The organism is Pseudomonas sp. IT-232MI5 (genome assembly GCF_949767845.1).
Taxonomy (GTDB): Bacteria; Pseudomonadota; Gammaproteobacteria; order Pseudomonadales; family Pseudomonadaceae; genus Aquipseudomonas.
Genome location: NZ_CATKQE010000011.1, coordinates 476,166 through 496,977, shown reverse-complemented (window position 1 = coordinate 496,977; position 20,812 = coordinate 476,166). Strand labels below are relative to the sequence as shown.

Here is a 20,812-nt window from a genome sequence, read left to right as displayed (position 1 = left end):
GGCGACGGGATGAACGATGGGCTCGAGGGGAAGTGAGCAGGTAGTGGCGGACTGCGGGCGCATTCGGGCGTCGTGGGCCTTTATACGGTCTACAGTGTGAAGCCGGGTTACCTAAATACGCTTCCGTCCCTCGGGACAACTTCGTTCCAGTCGGCAACCTCGTCAAACACACCTTGTGGGCGGTACAGACACGAAACGGTTCGCGGGGTAGGTGCGAACGTCGCTTCGAAGGCCCTTGCCAGGGCCTCTGATTAGCGGGAGCGAGGCCATCATGCCTTCGCTTTTTTACCCCGTCAAACGTTTTGTAGTGCTTTTTTTAAAGCACTACATCTTTCGTCTAATACGACTAATCAGTCAGTTTTCGGTGCTTTAGTCCAAGGCGTCGACTTTCACCCGCAAGGTCATGTCATCCCGGCCTTGAGTCGAGTAGCTGCGGGTCAGGCCCTGTTTGTCGGCCTGGGTCTGGCGATTGACGCCGGCAAGGGTGATCCATTCGCCGAGACGTCCGCTGACAGTTGTGTCGGTGCTTTGCACGTTCACTACATCGGGACGTTCCTGGCTCATACGGTCACGGTTGGTACTGATCGCCAGGTGAACGATGTCGCCGGTGACGCTGGCGGTGACATAGAAACCCTGGGTGACGTTGCGGTATTGGGTTTGGCTGTTGTAACCGCCGTAGGAATCGCTCTGAACATTGGTGATCGGCACGCTCTGGCCAACCTGAATCAGCGCCGGCATGCCATCGGTGGCCTGCACCTGCTGGACGCCGCCTTCGCGGCTGGTGGTGCTGCGGCTGATGATACGGGTCTGATTCGGCTGGGCGCCGTTGACCGCATAGCCTTCATCGCCACGGCCATTGTTTTCATTAGTGTCGACGGTGATCAGCAAGCGCTTGGGCGCAGTGTCCAGTTGGCTGATCAGCGCCTTGAGTTCCTGAATCTTGTCCGGCTCGGCCTTGATGATCAGTTGGTTGCCGTAGGCGCTGACCTGACCGTCCTTGCCGAGGAAGTCTTGCGCCATCGGCAGCATGTCGGCGCTGGTGCGGTAATTGAGAGGCACGATTTCTGTGGCTGCCATCACCGAAAAACTGCAACCGAGCAGCAGGGTGGTGAGCAGGGTGCGTAGGGACATGTCCGTTATCTCCGCTTTCGAAAGGCTTGATATTGCCAGTTTGTCGGCCTGGGGTGGGGCAAGTTGAATCGTAGACAGCAAAACGCCCCGGCATCGGCGGATGTCGGGGCGTTTTGTGGTGTTCTTGCGGGCGCCATCGCGAGCAGGCTCACTCCTACAGGGAATCGCATTTCAATTGTAGGAGTGAGCCTGCTCGCGATCGCCGCGCCGCGGTCTTAAGCCGAATGGCGAACCATATCGACATGTGGAATCCCGGCTTCGAGGAACTCCTCGCTGACCAGGTTGAAACCCAAGCGCTCATAGAACGCCGTGGCTTGAACCTGAGCACTGAGCATCTGCTGCTTCAACCCACGTTCTTCAGCTTCAGCAATGACCGCTTGCATCAGCGCATCACCGACCTTCATCCCGCGCCAGTCTTTCAGCACCGAAACGCGGCCAATGTGCCCGTCGGGCAACAAGCGCGCAGTGCCAATCGGAAAGTCGCCTTCAAACGCCAGAAAATGCACGGCGGTCGCGTCATCCGCGTCCCATTCCAGCTCAGGTGGCACCGATTGCTCGGCGATGAACACCGTTTCACGAATGCGCCGGATCTCGGCGATGTCCTTCTGCCAGTCTGCGACACGTACGCGAATCTTATTCATCGGCGAACCCCAGGCTCCCTTGCTTGACCAGTTGGCACAGCAGGCCGCAGGCGTCTTCGTCGTTCAGCCACTCACCGAGGTTGTCGGTGTGCAGGGCGTCAGCGGCGCAGATCAGCTTCAGCAGTTCGCGCAGCTTGCCCGGCAGGTAACGGCTCTGACCGCTGGCGAACAGCAGCAGGTCGTCATCGACCTCCGACCAGGCCAGGCGCGCACTCGGGTTGCGGATCAGGATGGCGCCATCCTGCAGGGCGGCGAGGAAGTCTTCTTCTTCGATTTCTTCCGGGCCAGCCACCAGCTCCGGATAACGCGGCTCGGTCATGTACTGGCCGAACCAGGTCAGCAGCAGGCGCTCGTCGCTCATGTGCTCGGCGAGCAGCGCTTTCAGGCGATCCAGTGCGTCGTGTTGAATCTGGTGCGGATCGGCTGCTGGCTGTGCGTCGGCATCGGTGTAGCGCTCTTCGTCAGTCAGGAACTGGCTGAGGAAGTCGGTGAAGTGAGTCAGCACTTCGGAAGCGCTTGGCGCACGGAAACCGACCGAGTAGGTCATGCAGTTGTCGACCGCGACACCGCAGTGAGCCAGACGCGGCGGCAGGTAGAGCATGTCGCCCGGTTCCAGTACCCACTCTTCGGTCTCGTGGAATTCGGCGAGGATGCGCAGGTCCGCGTGTTGCAACAGCGGGCTCTCGGAGTCGCACATCTGGCCGATTTTCCAGTTGCGCTTGCCGTGGCCTTGCAGCAGGAACACGTCGTAGTTGTCGAAGTGCGGACCAACGCTGCCACCCGGGGCGGCGAAGCTGATCATCACGTCATCGACGCGCCAGCTCGGCAGGAAGCGGAAGTTTTCCAGCAACTCGCTGACTTCCGGGACGAATTGGTCGACCGCTTGCACCAGCAAGGTCCACTCTTTTTCCGGCAATTTGCTGAACTCGTCTTCAGCGAACGGGCCGCGACGCAGTTCCCATGGACGCTCGCCGTGCTCGATCACCAGGCGCGATTCGACTTCTTCTTCCAGGGCCAGGCCGGCCAGTTCGTCGGCGTCGATCGGGCTTTCGAAGTCAGGAATCGCCTGACGGATCAGCAGCGGCTTTTTCTGCCAGTAGTCGCGCAGGAATTCGCGTGCAGTGAGGCCGCCCAGAAGTTGAAGAGGAATATCGGAATTCATATGTAACCTATTGAAAAAAAGCACTTTTCAGACGGGAATAAAAACGCCCGGCGCGGCCGGGCGTCTCAAACGGATCAAGCGGTCGATCAGATGCGTTTGGCTTGCGCTACAGCGTTGCCGATGTAGTTGGCCGGGGTCAGTTGCTTGAGCTCGGCTTTCGCTTCGGCAGGCATGTCCAGACCATCGATGAAAGTCTGCAACGCTTCTGGGCTGATGCCCTTGCCGCGGGTCAGTTCTTTCAGCTTCTCGTACGGGTTTTCGATGTTGTAGCGGCGCATCACGGTCTGGATCGGCTCAGCCAACACTTCCCAGCAAGCGTCGAGGTCAGCGGCAATCTTCTGCTCGTTGAGCTCCAGTTTGCTGATGCCTTTGAGGCTGGCTTCGTAGGCGATCACGCTGTGGGCGAAGCCAACACCGAGGTTGCGCAGTACGGTGGAGTCGGTCAGGTCGCGCTGCCAGCGGGAGATCGGCAGTTTGCTCGCCAGGTGCTGGAACAGCGCGTTGGCGATGCCCAGGTTGCCTTCGGAGTTTTCGAAGTCGATCGGGTTGACCTTGTGCGGCATGGTCGACGAACCGATTTCGCCAGCGATGGTGCGCTGCTTGAAATAACCCAGGGAGATATAGCCCCAGATGTCACGGTCGAAGTCGATCAGGATGGTGTTGAAGCGCGCGATCGCGTCGAACAGCTCGGCGATGTAGTCGTGCGGTTCGATCTGCGTGGTGTACGGGTTGAAGCCCAGGCCCAGCTCGTCTTCGATGAAGGCGCGGGCGTTGGCTTCCCAGTCGATCTGCGGATAGGCCGACAGGTGTGCGTTGTAGTTGCCGACGGCGCCGTTGATTTTGCCCAGCAGCGGCACGGCAGCGACTTGAGCGATCTGACGCTCGAGACGGTAAACCACGTTCGCCAGCTCTTTACCCAGAGTGGTCGGGGAGGCTGGTTGGCCGTGGGTGCGCGACAGCATTGGCACGTCAGCGAAACGGATGGCCAGTTCGCGGATGGCGTTGGCGGTCTGGCGCATCAGCGGCAGCATCACGTCGTCACGGCCTTCGCGCAGCATCAGGGCGTGGGACAGGTTGTTGATGTCTTCGCTGGTGCAGGCAAAGTGGATGAACTCGCTGACCTTGGCCAGCTCCGGCAACTTGGCCGCCTGCTCTTTGAGCAGGTATTCGATCGCTTTGACGTCGTGGTTGGTGGTGCGCTCGATCTCTTTGACGCGCTCGGCGTGCTCCAGCGAGAAGTTTTCAGCCAGTTCATTGAGAACGGCGTTGGCCTCGGCGGAGAAGGCTGGCACTTCAGGGATACCCGCGTGGGCGGCCAGGCGCTGGAGCCAGCGCACTTCAACCAGAACACGGGCACGGATCAAACCGTACTCGCTGAAAATCGGGCGCAGGGCCTGGGTTTTGCCGGCGTAGCGGCCGTCAACAGGGGAAACCGCAGTGAGCGAAGAAAGCTGCATGGGGTGTTCTCGGACAGTCGGGCAACGAAATGGGGCGCGTATCATACATGAAAAAATCCGCCGGTCCGTTGCCAACTGACCGGCGTATTACGCGTTACAGACTACAAAGCTTTTATTGCGCGGCGTTTTACTCGCTGCGCATCAACGGATACAGCTCTTTGAGCAGCTTGCGTCGGCTGATCACCAACTGCCAGCGATGGCCGCCGAGCTGCCGCCACAGACGTGCCGAACGGATACCGGCAAGGAGCAGGGCGCGGATTTTCGAGGCATTGCTCGGCTGCTGCAGGTTGCGCATGTCGCCGTGCACCTGAATACGTTGGCGCAGGGTGCTCAGGGTGTCCTGATACAGCGCGCCGCAAGCCGCGACCACGTTTTCGTGGGCCGGGCCAAAATGCTCGACCTGCGACTGGATCTGCGGCAAGCGCTTGCCGATGGTGTCGAGCATGTCGTCGCGCTTGGCCAGTTGACGTTCCAGGCCGAGCATCGACAGGGCGTAGCGCAATGGCTCGCGTTGCAGCGTGCTTGGGTCGCGTTCCAGTGCACCGATCAGCGCTCGATAGCCTTCGCGCAGATTGAGGTCATCGCCGCCGTAGACGTCCAGCGTGTCTTTCGGGTCGCGCACCAACAGGCTGCCGAGCATGCAGGTCAGGCCGGCCTCGCTGGTCTGCCCGGTCTTGGCGATCCGGTCGACCAGTACGGCGGCGAGAAACACACCGCCCAGCGCCGTCAGTTGCTCCTGAGTCGGGCTCATGCCTGGCCGCTCCACGGTTCGGCCACTTCGATCACGCCGCCACCGAGGCAGATTTCACCGTCATAGAACACCACGGATTGGCCCGGCGTCACCGCGCGTTGCGGCTCGTCGAACACAGCGCGGTAGCCGCTGGCGGTTTTTTCCAGAGTGCAGGCCTGGTCGCTCTGGCGATAACGCACTTTCGCGGTCAGGCGCAGCGGCTGGCTCAGGTCGATCGGGTTGACCCAATAGATTTCCGAAGCGAGCAGGGCGCTGGAGAACAGCCATGGATGGTTGTTGCCCTGGCCGACGATCAGCTCGTTGCTGTCGAGATCCTTGCGCAGCACGTACCACGGCTCATCGCCGGCGTCTTTCAAACCGCCGATGCCGAGGCCCTGGCGCTGACCGATGGTGTGGTACATCAAGCCGTGGTGACGGCCAATGACTTCACCTTCGGTGGTTTTGATTTCGCCCGGTTGCGCCGGCAGGTATTGCTTGAGGAAGTCGCTGAAGCGACGCTCGCCGATAAAGCAGATCCCGGTGGAATCCTTCTTCTTGGCGGTCGCCAGCTCGTATTTCTCGGCAATTGCGCGCACTTCCGGCTTTTCCAGTTCGCCGACCGGGAACAGGGTCTTGGCAATCTGTTCGCCGCCAACGGCGTGCAGGAAATAGCTCTGATCCTTGTTCGGATCGAGGCCTTTGAGCAGTTCGGTGCGGCCATCAATGTCGCGGCGGCGCACGTAGTGGCCGGTGGCAATCAAGTCGGCGCCGAGCATCATGGCGTAGTCGAGGAACGCCTTGAACTTGATCTCGCGATTACACAGGATGTCCGGGTTCGGCGTACGGCCGGCCTTGTATTCGGCCAGGAAGTGCTCGAACACGTTGTCCCAGTATTCAGCAGCGAAGTTGGCGGTGTGCAGCTTGATGCCGATCTTGTCGCAGACAGCCTGAGCATCCGCCAGGTCGTCCATGGCGGTGCAGTATTCCGTTCCGTCGTCTTCTTCCCAGTTCTTCATGAACAGGCCTTCCACCTCGTAACCCTGCTCGATCAGCAGGAGAGCGGAAACGGAAGAGTCCACGCCGCCGGACATGCCGACAATGACGCGCTTCTTGGATGTGTCAGAAGGGGCTGGATCACGCATAGGGATTCAATGAGTGTCTTGAAAAAGGACGCGATTCTAGCAGGCTCGCGGCCTCAAGGCTAAAGAGAAGGGCGGATCAGTTCGAGGCTGAAGTGATGGCCGGCCAGATAATCGTCGATGCAACGGATGATCAGCTCGCTGCGCCAGTTGTCGCGCTGAGCAATTAATTCGTCGCGGGTCAGCCACTTGGCGCCGACGATACCGTCGTCGAGTTGGTAATCAGCGTGATGTTGCACGGCTTTGGCGCTGAAGCACACGCGCTGATAGGTCACGCCGTTGCTTGGTGCGGTGTACAGGTAAATGCCGATGACGCCGGTAGGTTCGACGTCCCAGCCGGTTTCTTCGAGGGTCTCGCGCACGGCGGCATCAATCAGGGTTTCGTCTGGGTCGAGATGGCCGGCGGGCTGGTTGAGCACATTACGCCCGGCCTTGTGTTCCTCGACCATCAGGAAGCGGCCGTTGTCCTCGACGATGGTGGCGACGGTGATGTGGGGGAGCCATTCCATAATACCTTCCTCAATTCTGGGATTGAAATGCAATCCAATGTAGGAGTGAGCCTGCTCGCGATAGCGCATTGTCAGTCACCATAATTGTTGAATGGTATACCGCTATCGCGAGCAGGCTCACTCCTACAAGGGAATTGTGTGAACTCTGGAAACACAAACCCCGGCACGAGGCCGGGGTTTGTGATGTTCCCTTTACAACCTTAAACCAGCGCAGCAATCGCCGCGTTGAGGGTTGCGCTTGGGCGCATGGCCTTGCTGATCAGCTCGGCATTGGCGTGGTAGTAACCGCCGATGTCGACTGGCTTGCCCTGAACGGCGTTGAGCTCGGCAACGATGGTTGCTTCGTTCTCGGTCAGGGTTTTTGCCAGGGTCGCGAACTGCGCTTGCAGTGCAGCGTCTTCAGTCTGGGCAGCCAGGGCCTGAGCCCAGTACATCGCCAGGTAGAAGTGGCTGCCGCGGTTGTCGATGTTGCCGACTTTACGCGATGGCGACTTGTTGTTGTCGAGGAACTGGCCAGTGGCCTGGTCCAGGGTTTTCGACAGCACCAGTGCTTTCGGGTTGTTGTAGTTCACGCCCAGATGCTCAAGGGACGCTGCCAGTGCGAGGAACTCGCCCAGCGAATCCCAGCGCAGGAAGTTTTCTTCAACCAGTTGCTGCACGTGCTTCGGAGCCGAACCGCCGGCGCCGGTTTCGAACAGGCCGCCGCCGTTCATCAGCGGCACGATCGACAGCATCTTGGCGCTGGTGCCCAGTTCCATGATCGGGAACAGGTCGGTCAGGTAGTCACGCAGTACGTTGCCGGTCACCGAAATGGTGTCCTTGCCTTCGCGGGTGCGCTGCAGGGTGTACTTCATCGCGTCGACCGGCGCCATGATCTGGATGTCCAGACCGGCAGTGTCGTGATCCTTCAGGTAAGCCTGAACCTTCTCGATCACTACGCCGTCGTGAGCGCGCATCGGGTCCAGCCAGAAGATCGCTGGAGTTGCGCTTGCGCGAGCACGGTTGACGGCCAGTTTGACCCAGTCCTGGATCGGCGCGTCTTTGGTCTGGCACATGCGGAAGATGTCGCCGGCTTCAACAGCCTGTTCCATCAGCAGGTTGCCCTTGCTGTCGGTGACGCGAACCACGCCGTCAGCCTTGATCTGGAAAGTCTTGTCGTGCGAGCCGTACTCTTCGGCTTTCTTCGCCATCAGGCCAACGTTTGGCACGCTGCCCATGGTGGTCGGATCGAAAGCGCCATTGGCTTTGCAATCTTCGATCACGGCCTGGTAGATGGTCGCGTAGCAGCGATCCGGGATCACCGCCTTGGTGTCGTGCAACTGACCGTCGGTGCCCCACATTTTGCCGGAGTCACGGATCATTGCCGGCATCGAGGCGTCGACGATGACGTCGCTCGGCACGTGCAGGTTGGTGATGCCTTTGTCGGAGTTGACCATCGCCAGCGATGGACGAGCGGCGTAGACCGCGGCCATGTCGGCTTCGATCTGCGCTTGCTGCTCGGCCGGCAGGGCCTTGATGCGCGCGTACAGATCGCCGATGCCGTTGTTCAGGTTGAAGCCGATCTCGGCCAGCACGTCAGCGTGCTTGGTCAGGGCGTCTTTGTAGAACTCGGCAACGATCTGGCCGAACATGATCGGGTCGGAGACCTTCATCATGGTCGCTTTCAGGTGAACCGAGAGCAGCACGCCCTGGGCCTTGGCGCTTTCGATTTCAGCAGCGATGAACGCGCGCAGGGCGTTTTTGCTCATCACGGCGCAGTCGAGGATCTCGCCAGCCTGAACGGTGGTTTTTTCTTTCAGGACGGTCGCGGTACCGTCCTTGGCGATCAGTTCGATCTTCACGGCGTCAGCGGCGTCGATCAGGGCAGCTTTTTCGCTGCCGTAGAAATCGCCGGTGCTCATGTGAGCGACGTGGGACTTGGAGTCTTTGGCCCAGGCGCCCATTTTGTGCGGGTGCTTGCGAGCGTAGTTTTTAACCGACAGCGGTGCGCGACGGTCGGAGTTGCCTTCACGCAGAACCGGGTTCACGGCGCTGCCCTTGACCTTGTCGTAACGCGCCTTGGCGTCTTTGTCGGCGTCGCTGGTCACGGTTTCCGGGTAATCCGGCAGGTTGTAACCCTGAGCTTGCAGCTCTTTGATCGCGGCTTGCAGCTGTGGCACCGAAGCGCTGATGTTCGGCAGCTTGATGATGTTGGCTTCAGGCGTAACGGCCAGGTCGCCCAGTTCGGCGAGGTGGTCGGCTACGGCTTTGTCGCCCAGTTGCTCGGGGAAGCTGGCCAGAATGCGCGCTGCAAGAGAGATATCGCGGGTTTCCACGGCGATATCGGCCGAAGCGGTGTACGCCTCGATGATCGGCAGCAGGGAATAGGTGGCGAGGGCTGGAGCTTCGTCGGTGAAGGTATAGATGATCTTCGAGCGGGTGGGCATATTCGGATTAACTCTCTCTTCTTTGCTAAAGCGTGCGCAGAAACTCGAGGGGCGCCGGGTAAGCGCGTTCGTTCAAAGTCATCCATGAACCGAATGTCGAGATTCTTCGCGGTGATGTTGGGTGCATCAGTAGAGCGTCAAGCAGTCGGACTGCGGTAACAACCCGACCAATCAGGCGGAAAGTCTCGTGCTAGAGAGGCCAGCCGTCGTGACCCTGTGGTCAGCGGGCGGCATTATACATAGGTAGCTGGCAATCTGCCGATGGTTCATATGCAACGATTCTCGTCCATTGGTCTAAAGGTCGCAGGGCGGGGTGGGGCGTAGAGTCGTCGCGAATGCTTGAGTTTGGCGCTTTTCCCTTTGCTTTCAGGCTTGTACGAAACGAGATGTAGCCGCGCCACGAACAGAGGGTTTGCGTGTTGATTTAACTGGGTTACGCTCGAACCAAGCCAGATGTTCAATCCAAACAATGGAGTTCAGCATGGGTTACAAGAAGATTCAGGTTCCAGCCGTCGGCGACAAAATCACCGTCAATGCAGACCATTCTCTCAATGTTCCTGATAACCCGATCATCCCCTTCATCGAAGGTGACGGCATTGGTGTCGACATCAGCCCGGTGATGATCAAGGTTGTCGATGCTGCAGTTCAAAAGGCATACGGCGGTAAACGCAAGATTTCCTGGATGGAAGTCTACGCCGGGGAAAAAGCCACTCAGGTTTACGATCAGGACACCTGGCTGCCTCAGGAAACTCTCGATGCAGTCAAGGATTATGTGGTTTCCATCAAAGGCCCGCTGACCACGCCGGTCGGTGGCGGCATCCGCTCGCTGAACGTGGCCCTGCGTCAGCAACTCGACCTGTACGTCTGCCTGCGCCCGGTGCGCTGGTTCGAAGGCGTGCCAAGCCCGGTGAAAAAGCCTGGCGACGTCGACATGACCATCTTCCGCGAGAACTCCGAAGACATCTATGCCGGCATTGAGTGGAAGGCCGGTTCGCCGGAAGCCACCAAAGTCATCAAATTCCTTAAAGAAGAAATGGGCGTCACCAAAATCCGTTTCGACGAAAACTGCGGCATCGGCGTCAAGCCGGTTTCGCTGGAAGGCACCAAGCGTCTGGCGCGCAAGGCTCTGCAATATGTGGTCGATAACGACCGCGATTCGCTGACCATCGTGCACAAAGGCAACATCATGAAGTTCACCGAAGGTGCCTTCAAAGAGTGGGCCTATGAAGTAGCCGCGGAAGAATTCGGCGCGACCCTGCTCGACGGTGGCCCGTGGATGCAGTTCAAAAACCCGAAAACCGGCAAGAATGTTGTGGTCAAGGATGCCATCGCCGACGCCATGCTCCAGCAGATCCTGCTGCGCCCGGCCGAATACGATGTGATCGCGACCCTCAACCTCAACGGCGACTACCTCTCCGACGCTTTGGCGGCGGAAGTGGGCGGTATCGGTATCGCGCCGGGCGCCAACCTGTCCGACACCGTGGCGATGTTCGAAGCGACCCACGGTACGGCGCCGAAGTACGCCGGCAAGGATCAGGTCAACCCGGGTTCGCTGATTCTCTCGGCAGAAATGATGCTGCGGCACATGGGCTGGACTGAGGCGGCGGATCTGATCATCAAGGGCACAAACGGCGCCATTAGTGCCAAGACTGTGACCTATGACTTTGAGCGTCTGATGGACGGGGCCAAGCTGGTTTCGTCTTCGGGCTTTGGCGATGCGCTGATTTCGCATATGTAAAACGCGGGCACATAAAACCGCCTGATTCTTCATTGAGTCAGGTGGTTTTTTATTGCTTGGGATATTCAGGTGAAGATCAGTCAGCTCACGCTTTGGCAGTTGCGGCAGCGGCAGCAGCGCTGACAGCTGCACTATCAATGGCACTGGATGGTTCGACTGACTGGATGTTTACGGCATGCAGCCCCTTGGGGCCTTGGATAATGCTGAAAACCACCGCCTGCCCGGCCTTAAGGGTTTTGTATCCGTCCATCTTAATCTGAGAAAAATGAGCAAAAAAGTCGATCTCTTTGCCATCCTCATCGCGGCCTTCACGGGCGTCGGTATTGATAAAGCCGAATCCCTTGGCATTGTTGAACCATTTCACCTTGCCGACAGCCATGCTCAAATCCCTCTGCAACAGACTCCATCGCTGGAGTATCATCCAATTCATCCGCAATCTAATCCGTTAAAAGGATTGACTCCGCGGATCTTTTTTACCCACTGTGGGCTCTATTGGTTGTAACACCGTTTTCCCGATAGTCAAGGTGACCGGGCAGTCGGAGTTGAAAACGCGTACAACCGCCCCCACCACTGTATTTGCACAACTGACGAACCTTTCTTTCCATGCATGCAATCAGCCAGATTCGACTAACATTCAATCAGGATCGCCCGCTTCTCCAAAAGGATCTTCCACAGGAGCACGACGACGATTCGGCAGGCGTTGCTGTTCAGGAAGCAAAGCCTGCGTTACAGGCGCCGCCGATGTACAAGGTGGTTTTGTTCAACGATGACTACACACCGATGGATTTCGTCGTCGAAGTGCTCGAGGTGTTTTTTAACCTGAATCGCGAGCTGGCGACCAAGGTCATGCTGGCCGTCCACACAGAAGGACGGGCAGTATGTGGAGTGTTTACCCGCGACATCGCCGAGACAAAGGCCATGCAGGTCAACCAGTACGCCAGGGAAAGCCAGCATCCGCTACTCTGTGAAATCGAGAAGGACGGTTAATCGCCGACCACTTGGGTATGAGGTGAAGCTATGTTAAACCGCGAGCTCGAAGTCACCCTCAATCTAGCCTTCAAGGAGGCTCGTTCGAAACGTCATGAATTCATGACCGTCGAACACCTTTTGCTGGCCCTATTGGACAATGAGGCTGCCGCCACCGTTTTGCGTGCCTGCGGCGCAAACCTCGACAAACTCAAGCATGACCTGCAGGAGTTCATCGACTCCACCACGCCATTGATCCCCGTTCATGACGAAGATCGCGAAACCCAGCCAACCCTGGGCTTCCAGCGTGTACTGCAACGTGCTGTTTTCCACGTACAGAGCTCGGGCAAACGCGAAGTAACCGGCGCCAACGTGCTGGTTGCCATCTTCAGTGAGCAAGAGAGTCAGGCAGTGTTTCTGCTGAAACAGCAGAGCGTTGCGCGCATCGATGTCGTCAATTACATCGCACACGGCATTTCCAAAGTGCCGGGGCATGGCGATCACTCTGAAGGTGAACAAGATATGCAGGACGACGAGGGCGGTGAGTCTTCTTCTTCAGGCAATCCTCTGGATGCTTATGCCAGCAACCTCAACGAACTCGCGCGCCAGGGTCGTATCGATCCGCTGGTCGGTCGTGAATCGGAAGTCGAACGTGTCGCGCAGATTCTCGCGCGTCGGCGCAAGAACAATCCGCTGCTGGTTGGTGAAGCAGGCGTGGGTAAAACCGCGATTGCCGAAGGCCTGGCCAAGCGCATTGTCGACAACCAGGTGCCGGATCTGCTGGCCGGTAGTGTTGTTTATTCGCTGGATCTCGGTGCTCTGCTCGCGGGCACCAAGTATCGCGGTGATTTCGAGAAGCGCTTCAAGGCGTTGCTCAATGAATTGAAAAAACGTCCGCAAGCCATTCTGTTTATCGACGAGATCCACACCATTATTGGTGCGGGCGCTGCGTCGGGCGGGGTCATGGACGCTTCGAATCTGCTTAAGCCGCTACTGTCGTCTGGCGACATTCGCTGCATTGGTTCGACCACGTTCCAGGAGTTTCGCGGCATCTTCGAGAAGGATCGTGCCTTGGCGCGTCGCTTCCAGAAGGTCGATGTCGTCGAGCCATCGGTGGAAGACACCATTGGTATCCTGCGCGGCCTGAAAGGGCGTTTCGAACAGCACCACAACATCGAATACAGCGACGAAGCGCTGCGTGCCGCTGCTGAACTGGCGTCGCGCTATATCAATGACCGACACATGCCGGACAAAGCCATTGATGTTATTGACGAGGCGGGCGCCTATCAGCGTCTGCAACCGGTCGAGAAGCGCGCCAAGCGTATCGAGGTGCCGCACGTCGAAGACATCGTCGCGAAAATCGCGCGGATTCCGCCTAAGCACGTCACCAGCTCCGACAAGGAGTTGCTGCGTAACCTTGAGCGTGACCTGAAGCTGACGGTGTTTGGTCAGGACGCGGCGATCGATTCGCTGTCAACCGCGATCAAGCTGTCTCGTGCCGGCCTCAAGTCGCCTGACAAGCCAGTCGGTTCGTTCCTGTTCGCAGGCCCGACCGGTGTCGGTAAAACCGAGGCCGCACGACAACTGGCCAAGGCGTTGGGGATCGAGTTGGTGCGTTTCGACATGTCCGAGTACATGGAGCGTCACACCGTATCGCGTCTGATCGGTGCGCCTCCAGGTTATGTCGGTTTCGATCAGGGCGGTCTGTTGACCGAAGCGATCACCAAGCAGCCGCACTGCGTATTGCTGCTCGATGAAATCGAGAAAGCGCATCCGGAAGTCTTCAACCTGCTGCTGCAGGTGATGGACCACGGTACGCTGACTGACAACAACGGGCGCAAGGCGGACTTCCGCAACGTGATCGTGATCATGACCACCAACGCCGGTGCTGAAACGGCTGCGCGGGCTTCGATCGGTTTCACCCATCAGGACCACTCGTCTGATGCGATGGAAGTGATCAAGAAGAGCTTCACGCCGGAGTTCCGTAACCGTCTGGACACCATTATCCAGTTTGGTCGCCTCAGCCATGAGGTCATCAAAAGTGTGGTGGACAAGTTCCTTACCGAGCTTCAGGCGCAGCTGGAAGACAAGCGTGTGCTGCTTGAGGTCACTGATGCCGCGCGGAGTTGGCTGGCGGCGGGTGGTTATGACTCGGCAATGGGCGCACGTCCGATGGCGCGTCTGATTCAGGACAAGATCAAGCGTCCGCTGGCGGAGGAGATTCTGTTTGGCGAGCTGGCCGAGCATGGCGGTGTGGTGCACATCGACATCAAGGATGGTGAGTTGACGTTTGACTTCGAGACTACCGCAGAAATGGCCTGATGGCCTTGGATCAAGAGGGCGCCTTCGGGCGCCTTTTTGTTATTTGTCGTTTGGGTTTTTTGGGTGAATATCCGTTGCTGCGGTGATGGCTTATTACGGTTTCGCCCTTACGGCGACTCACTTTTTTTCAAACGCCAAAAAAAGTAAGCAAAAAACGCTTGCTCCTACGTGCGGCCCGCTCGCTGGGGCTCGGGGTCCCTTCGCTGCGGGATCGATCCGGGCGCAGCGCCTACGGTTTGCTTCGCTGCACCTCCTCTCGCTGTGTTTGGCTGCGCCAAACGGTCGCTGCGCTCCCACGCCCGGATCAATCCCTCCACTCAGCCTTCCGACGTCGCCCGTGGATCAAGATCAAAAGCAGGCGAGCTGACACTCGGCCTTGAGTGGTGAAGAGCGGGTGTTCGGCTTTTGATTTGTGGTGTGTTTGCCCCTCACCCCAGCCCTCTCCCGAGGGAGAGGGGGCCGATTTTTGGGCGTTTCAAAACCTGAGTTCGCCGCGGTATCGCATGTCGGCGTACCTCGCCCAAACACCACGGTCAGTTCCCTCTCCCTCCGGGAGAGGGCTAGGGTGAGGGGCTCTTGATCTTGATCTGGCTCTGGCTCTGGCTCTTGATCTGGCTCTGGCTCTGGCTCTGGCTCTGGCTCTGGCTCTGGCTCTGGCTCTGGCTCTGGCTCTTGATCTTGCTTTGGCTTTTGATCTTTTGCCCCTTCGGCAGGCCGAGCGTAGGTGTCCATCCGGGGGTTAGGCGCGCAGCGCCGTGCGGCGAAGCCGCATACATCGAGAGGAGGTGCAGCGAAGCAAACCGTAGGCGATGCCCCCGGATGGACACCGTAGCGAGGGAACACTGAGCCTCAGCGAAGTGCCGTACGCCGGGGCAAAGCCTTTTGGGTTACCTTTTCGGCGTTTGGAAAAGGTGACTCGCTGTAAGAGCGAAACCGCCAGCGGTCGCACCCGAAAAAACGGATATGCCCTCAAACCCAAACCCAAACCCAAAACCCAAATCCCAGACAAACAAAAACGCCCGGCATAAACCGGGCGTTTTGTATTGACTTGATTAACGAGCGCGGTAAGTGATGCGCCCTTTGCTCAAGTCATAGGGCGTCAGCTCGACGCGCACTTTGTCACCGGTAAGAATACGAATGTAGTTCTTGCGCATCTTGCCGGAAATATGCGCGGTTACGACGTGCCCATTTTCCAACTCCACACGAAACATGGTGTTGGGCAGGGTGTCGACGACAGTGCCTTCCATTTCGAAGCTGTCTTCTTTCGACATGCAGTAAAGCCCTCGGTATCCAATGAATGGCCCGGTGCAACTGCGCCAGGCAAAAGCGGCGTGCATTGTGCCCGAAAAATGGGGTTTACGCCAAGGGGTTTACGGCTTGGGTTTAGTTGAGGATGACCCAGCGCTGATTAATCAGCAATTCGATGGGGCGATATTGCGTCTTGTAGTTCATCTTTTTGCAGTTCTTGATCCAGTAACCGAGGTACACCGCCTCAAGTCCGAGGCGCTGTGCCTCGGCGATTTGCCAGAGGATGGCAAATCGGCCAAGGCTACGGCGTTCCTCGGCCGGTTCGTAGAAGGTGTACACCGCCGACAAACCGTTCGGCAGTAAGTCGGTCACAGCCACGGCTAGCAACCGTCCGTCGAGTCGGAACTCATAGAAGCGCGAGAAGGGCAGATCGCGTACCAGAAAAGTCGAGAATTGATCGCGGCTCGGCGGGTACATATCGCCGTCGGCGTGGCGTTGTTCGATATAGCGCTGGTACAGATCGAAATATTCTTCGCTGAACTGCGGTTTGGCCGGGCGCACCTGCAAATCCGTGTTGCGTTTGAAAATCCGCTTCTGCTGACGATTGGGTGTGAACTGCGCCACCGGAATGCGCGCAGGCACGCACGCATTGCAGTTCTGGCAATGCGGGCGGTACAGATGATCGCCGCTGCGACGAAAGCCCATTTCCGACAGGTCTGCGTAGACATGCACATCCATGGGCTGGCTCGGATCGAGAAACAGGGTCGTGGCCTGCTCCTCGGGCAGATAACTGCAAGAGTGAGGCTGAGTGGCATAGAACTTCAAACGCGCCAACTCGGTCATGATCAACCCTCGGGATAAGCTGGTGAATTAAGTGTAAGCCACGCGCGCAAAAGTCGCTCAGCAAACCCAGGTGGCGCGATTGGGCTGATCCAGGTGATTTGCCAGATAGTCGGCGAATTGCTGACGAGGAATTGCCCGCGCGCCGAGGCTGTGCAGATGATCGGTCGGCATCTGGCAATCGATCAGCACGAATCCCGCGTCTTTCAGGTGGCGCACCAAGGTGGCAAAACCGAATTTGGACGCGTTGTCGGCGCGGCTGAACATCGATTCGCCGAAAAACAGTTGGCCCATCGCCAGGCCGTACAGGCCGCCGACCAGTTCGTCTTGATCCCAGACCTCGACCGAATGCGCGAAGCCGCGGCGATGCAGTTCAACGTAGGCGTCCTGCATGGCTTGGGTGATCCAGGTGCCGTCGGCGTAATCCCGTGGTGCAGCGCAGGCGCGGATCACTGCGTCGAAGTCCTGATCAAAGGTCACTTGATAGCGTTGTTGGCGCAGCAATTTGCCGAGGCTGCGCGAGACATGCAGTTCGTCGGGAAACAACACCGTGCGCGGATCCGGCGACCACCAGAGAATCGGCTGGCCTTCGGAAAACCATGGAAAGCAGCCATGGCGATAAGCCTGAATCAGTCGATCGGCCGACAGATCGCCACCGGCGGCGAGCAATCCGTTGGGGTCGCGCATGGCCTTTTCCAGTGGTGGAAAAGTCAGGGAATTACGTTGTAACCAAGTCAGCATGGCATCCAGGCTTGCAGAAGGGGAGGGCGGTGCGGGCTGTTCGCCCGCGATAAAGTGTGCCGTTAAATGACCGGAATGTCGTCCAGATACTTCTCGGCATCGAGTGCGGCCATGCAGCCAGCACCTGCCGACGTTACCGCCTGGCGGTAAACGTGGTCGGCCACGTCGCCGGCGGCAAACACCCCGGGAATCTCGGTGGACGTAGCATCACCGTCGCTGCCGCCCTTGACCAGTAAGTAACCGTCGCGCATCGGCAGTTGCCCTTGAAACAGATCGGTGTTGGGTTTGTGGCCGATAGCGATGAACACGCCGGCCAGCGGCAGTTCAGCGGTTTCACCCGTGTGGCTGTCACGCAGTCGCGCGCCGGTGACACCGCTAGCATCGCCCAGCACTTCGTCGAGATTCTGATTCCAGTGCAGACGCACATTGCCTGTGGCGGCTTTCTCGAACAGTTTGTCCTGAAGGATTTTCTCCGAACGCAGTTTGTCGCGGCGATGGATCAGGTGTACCTCTTTGGCGATGTTCGACAGGTACAGTGCTTCCTCGACGGCGGTATTGCCGCCGCCCACGACCGCGACCACCTGATTGCGATAGAAAAAGCCGTCACAGGTCGCGCAAGCAGAAACACCTCGGCCGGCAAAGGCTTCTTCCGAGGGCAGGCCCAGGTATTGCGCCGAGGCGCCTGTGGCAATGATCAGCGCGTCGCAGGTGTAAGTGCCGCTGTCGCCAGTGAGCTCGAACGGTCGCTGCTGCAACTTGGCGGTGTGGATGTGGTCGTAAACGATCTCTGTGGCAAAGCGTTCGGCGTGTTTCTGCATGCGCTCCATCAGTACCGGGCCGGTGAGGCCTTCGATGTCGCCGGGCCAGTTGTCGACTTCGACGGTAGTGGTGAGCTGGCCACCAGCCTGCAGGCCGGTAATGACCACGGGTTTGAGGTTGGCGCGGGCGGCATACACGGCAGCGCTGTAACCGGCCGGACCGGAGCCGAGGATGATCAGGCGTGAATGCTTCGCTACGTTCATCAAATACACCTCATAAGCCTTTGTCACAAAAGGTAATGCATGCTCAAATTGAGTCGCGGCTTCTGTGTGCTTGACTATGCTCAATCCTGGGGCTTGAAGCATGGCATCAGACGCACAAACCCGTACAATGCCGGGCTGTTACAGAATATTCGCGCTGCGCTGTGTTTATAAAATGCGCGACGCAGTGTTAAAAGTAGTCTCAGTTGCGCTCGTTCACTTTTTTACCTGCCTGGATTGGGCAGTTTTTTATCGTCATTCAATAGATGGACGCGCCTTGGGCGCAGGAAAAGAAGCGTTTTGAAGAAATCCACCGAAGCACCAAAAACAGTCGTTCCGCTCTGGCGCCAACAGTTGCACTACCGGCTCAAGGAAGGTGCATTGATCGCCATCGGTGCCTTGTGCCTGTTCCTGATGATGGCTTTGCTGACCTACGGCAAGGACGATCCAGGCTGGAGCCACAACAGCAAGATCGACGACGTACAGAATTTCGGCGGCCCGGCGGGCTCCTACAGCGCCGATATATTGTTTATGGTGCTGGGTTACTTCGCCTACATATTCCCGCTGCTGTTGGCGATCAAGGCCTACCAGATCTTCCGTCAGCGCCACGAACCGTGGCAGTGGAGCGGCTGGCTGTTCTCCTGGCGTCTGATCGGTCTGGTGTTTCTGGTGCTGTCCGGCGCGGCGCTGGCGCATCTGCATTTCCACGCAGCGTCGGGTCTGCCGGCAGGTGCGGGCGGCGCGCTGGGCGAAAGTCTCGGCAATCTGGCGAAGAATGCGCTGAACATTCAGGGCAGCACGCTGTTGTTCATTGCGTTGTTCCTGTTTGGCCTGACGGTGTTCACTGACCTGTCGTGGTTCAAAGTGATGGACATCACCGGCAAGATCACCCTTGATCTGTTCGAACTGTTTCAAGGCGCGCTCAATCGCTGGTGGTCGGCACGTACCGAACGCAAACAACTGGTTGCGCAACTGCGTGAAGTCGACGATCGCGTCCACGACGTGGTCGCGCCGACGGTGACCGACAAACGTGAGCAGGCCAAAGTCAAAGAACGCCTGATCGAACGTGAGCAAGCCCTGAGCAAGCACATGTCCGATCGCGAGAAACAAGTGCCGCCGGTTATCGCCCCGGCTCCGGCCAAGGCGCCCGAGCCAAGCAAGCGCGTACAGAAGGAAAAACAGGTGCCGTTGTTCGTCGACAGCGCCGTGGAAGGCACCTTGCCGCCGATCTCGATTCTTGATCCGGCGGAAAAGAAACAACTCAATTACTCACCGGAATCCCTAGCGGCGGTTGGCCACTTGCTGGAGATCAAGCTGAAGGAGTTCGGGGTCGAGGTCACGGTGGATTCGATCCACCCAGGCCCGGTGATTACCCGTTACGAAATCCAGCCGGCTGCCGGCGTCAAAGTCAGCCGCATCGCCAACCTCGCCAAAGACCTTGCGCGTTCCCTGGCCGTGACCAGTGTGCGGGTGGTCGAGGTGATTCCGGGCAAGACCACCGTCGGTATCGAGATCCCCAACGAAGACCGGCAGATCGTACGTTTCTCCGAGGTGCTGTCGACGCCCGAGTACGACAACTTCAAATCGCCGGTCACCCTGGCACTCGGTCATGACATTGGTGGCAAGCCGGTCATCACCGACCTGGCGAAGATGCCGCACTTGCTGGTGGCCGGTACGACCGGTTCCGGTAAGTCGGTGGGTGTGAACGCGATGATTCTGTCGATCCTGTTCAAGTCCGGCCCGGAAGACGCCAAGCTGATCATGATCGACCCGAAAATGCTGGAACTATCGATCTACGAAGGCATTCCGCACCTGCTGTGCCCGGTCGTCACCGACATGAAGGATGCCGCCAATGCCCTGCGCTGGAGCGTCGCCGAGATGGAGCGCCGCTACAAGCTGATGGCGAAGATGGGTGTCCGAAACCTGTCCGGCTTCAACGCCAAGGTCAAGGAGGCCCAGGACGCCGGCGAGCCGTTGAGCGATCCGCTGTACAAGCGCGAAAGCATCCACGACGAAGCGCCGTTGCTACAGAAGCTGCCGACCATCGTTGTGGTGGTCGACGAATTCGCCGACATGATGATGATCGTCGGCAAGAAGGTTGAAGAACTGATCGCCCGTATTGCCCAGAAGGCGCGGGCGGCCGGTATTCACTTGATCCTCGCGACCCAGCGACCGTCGGTGGACGTGATCACCGGTCTGATCAAGGCCAACATTCCGACCCGTATGGCGTTCCAGGTGTCGAGCAAGATCGACTCCCGGACCATCATCGACCAGGGCGGCGCCGAACAACTGCTCGGCCACGGTGACATGCTCTACATGCCACCGGGCACCAGCCTGCCGATCCGGGTTCACGGTGCATTCGTTTCCGATGACGAAGTCCATCGTGTGGTCGAGGCGTGGAAACTGCGCGGCGCGCCGGAATATAACGACGACATCCTCAACGGTGTCGAAGAAGCCGGCAGCGGTTTTGAAGGCAGCAGCGGTGGCGGTGATGGCGATGATCCGGAAGCCGACGCGCTGTATGACGAAGCCGTGCAGTTCGTACTCGAAAGCCGTCGCGCCTCGATTTCCGCGGTACAGCGCAAGCTGAAGATCGGCTACAACCGCGCCGCACGGATGATCGAAGCCATGGAAATGGCCGGGGTCGTCACCTCGATGAACACCAACGGTTCCCGTGAAGTCCTGGCCCCGGGCCCGGTACGCGACTGATTGCAAACGCAAGAGGCGGGACAATGATGTGCCG

General features: G+C 58.6%; 17 protein-coding genes. 4 read left to right on the top strand and 13 right to left on the bottom strand.

The genetic code is table 11. From position 1 onward, the window contains the following. Positions 1-369: 369 nt before the first annotated feature. From ACM6JQ_RS11130 to ACM6JQ_RS11095, 8 genes are all read right to left on the bottom strand, one after another. Positions 370-1,131, bottom strand: coding sequence for a secretin N-terminal domain-containing protein (locus tag ACM6JQ_RS11130; protein ID WP_007920196.1), 762 nt, complete (start codon positions 1,129-1,131; stop codon positions 370-372). A 215-nt stretch (positions 1,132-1,346) separates the two neighbouring features. After that, positions 1,347-1,772, bottom strand: a complete 426-nt coding sequence (locus ACM6JQ_RS11125; protein WP_007920197.1) for a GNAT family N-acetyltransferase — start codon at positions 1,770-1,772, stop codon at positions 1,347-1,349. Then, the gene (locus ACM6JQ_RS11120; protein ID WP_007920198.1) at positions 1,765-2,934 is read right to left on the bottom strand and encodes a cupin domain-containing protein; all 1,170 of its coding nucleotides are present in this window, start codon (positions 2,932-2,934) and stop codon (positions 1,765-1,767) included. The genes ACM6JQ_RS11125 and ACM6JQ_RS11120 overlap by 8 nt, the downstream gene beginning before the upstream one ends. An 86-nt stretch (positions 2,935-3,020) precedes the next feature. Then, on the bottom strand, positions 3,021-4,391 hold the full coding sequence (gene purB / locus ACM6JQ_RS11115; protein WP_003223822.1) for an adenylosuccinate lyase: 1,371 nt from the start codon (positions 4,389-4,391) through the stop codon (positions 3,021-3,023). 127 nt (positions 4,392-4,518) lie between these two features. Continuing rightward, positions 4,519-5,142, bottom strand: a complete 624-nt coding sequence (hflD, locus tag ACM6JQ_RS11110; RefSeq protein ID WP_007920199.1) for a high frequency lysogenization protein HflD — start codon at positions 5,140-5,142, stop codon at positions 4,519-4,521. After that, positions 5,139-6,263, bottom strand: coding sequence for a tRNA 2-thiouridine(34) synthase MnmA (gene mnmA, locus ACM6JQ_RS11105; RefSeq protein ID WP_007920201.1), 1,125 nt, complete (start codon positions 6,261-6,263; stop codon positions 5,139-5,141). Before mnmA ends, hflD begins: the two co-directional genes overlap by 4 nt. Positions 6,264-6,322: 59 nt before the next feature. Then, complete coding sequence (locus ACM6JQ_RS11100) at positions 6,323-6,769, bottom strand: NUDIX hydrolase (protein ID WP_007920203.1); 447 nt, start codon at positions 6,767-6,769, stop codon at positions 6,323-6,325. Between the two features lie 200 nt (positions 6,770-6,969). Then, complete coding sequence (locus ACM6JQ_RS11095; protein WP_007920205.1) at positions 6,970-9,195, bottom strand: NADP-dependent isocitrate dehydrogenase; 2,226 nt, start codon at positions 9,193-9,195, stop codon at positions 6,970-6,972. Positions 9,196-9,676: 481 nt separating this feature from the next. Between ACM6JQ_RS11095 and icd the strand changes: the two genes are divergently transcribed. Continuing rightward, a complete protein-coding gene (gene icd, locus ACM6JQ_RS11090) occupies positions 9,677-10,933 on the top strand; it encodes an NADP-dependent isocitrate dehydrogenase (protein ID WP_007920207.1) in 1,257 nt (418 codons plus the stop codon). A gap of 85 nt (positions 10,934-11,018) precedes the next feature. Here the strand turns inward: icd and ACM6JQ_RS11085 are convergent, their stop codons facing one another. Continuing rightward, the gene (locus ACM6JQ_RS11085; RefSeq protein ID WP_414893783.1) at positions 11,019-11,312 is read right to left on the bottom strand and encodes a cold shock domain-containing protein; all 294 of its coding nucleotides are present in this window, start codon (positions 11,310-11,312) and stop codon (positions 11,019-11,021) included. A gap of 224 nt (positions 11,313-11,536) precedes the next feature. On the opposite strand from ACM6JQ_RS11085, the gene clpS reads away from it, so the two are divergent. Next, positions 11,537-11,920 (top strand): ATP-dependent Clp protease adapter ClpS, encoded by a 384-nt coding sequence (clpS, locus tag ACM6JQ_RS11080; RefSeq protein ID WP_011334948.1) that lies wholly within the window; start codon positions 11,537-11,539, stop codon positions 11,918-11,920. 30 nt (positions 11,921-11,950) lie between these two features. Continuing rightward, positions 11,951-14,221: an ATP-dependent Clp protease ATP-binding subunit ClpA gene (gene clpA, locus ACM6JQ_RS11075; RefSeq protein WP_007920210.1), complete on the top strand. Its 2,271-nt coding sequence runs from the start codon at positions 11,951-11,953 to the stop codon at positions 14,219-14,221. Between the two features lie 1,052 nt (positions 14,222-15,273). On the opposite strand, the gene infA is transcribed toward clpA, so the two are convergent. The 4 genes from infA to trxB form a co-directional block, all read right to left on the bottom strand. Continuing rightward, positions 15,274-15,492, bottom strand: coding sequence for a translation initiation factor IF-1 (gene infA / locus ACM6JQ_RS11070; RefSeq protein ID WP_002553999.1), 219 nt, complete (start codon positions 15,490-15,492; stop codon positions 15,274-15,276). Positions 15,493-15,604: 112 nt separating this feature from the next. Further along, positions 15,605-16,312, bottom strand: a complete 708-nt coding sequence (locus ACM6JQ_RS11065; RefSeq protein ID WP_007908064.1) for an arginyltransferase — start codon at positions 16,310-16,312, stop codon at positions 15,605-15,607. A gap of 57 nt (positions 16,313-16,369) precedes the next feature. Next, positions 16,370-17,050 (bottom strand): leucyl/phenylalanyl-tRNA--protein transferase, encoded by a 681-nt coding sequence (gene aat / locus ACM6JQ_RS11060; protein ID WP_414893782.1) that lies wholly within the window; start codon positions 17,048-17,050, stop codon positions 16,370-16,372. 62 nt (positions 17,051-17,112) lie between these two features. Further along, the gene (gene trxB / locus ACM6JQ_RS11055) at positions 17,113-18,072 is read right to left on the bottom strand and encodes a thioredoxin-disulfide reductase (RefSeq protein WP_095113681.1); all 960 of its coding nucleotides are present in this window, start codon (positions 18,070-18,072) and stop codon (positions 17,113-17,115) included. 297 nt (positions 18,073-18,369) lie between these two features. Here trxB and ACM6JQ_RS11050 point away from each other — a divergent pair, with 297 nt between their 5' ends. Beyond that, positions 18,370-20,778, top strand: a complete 2,409-nt coding sequence (locus ACM6JQ_RS11050; protein WP_034155142.1) for a DNA translocase FtsK — start codon at positions 18,370-18,372, stop codon at positions 20,776-20,778. Positions 20,779-20,812: the final 34 nt, after the last annotated feature.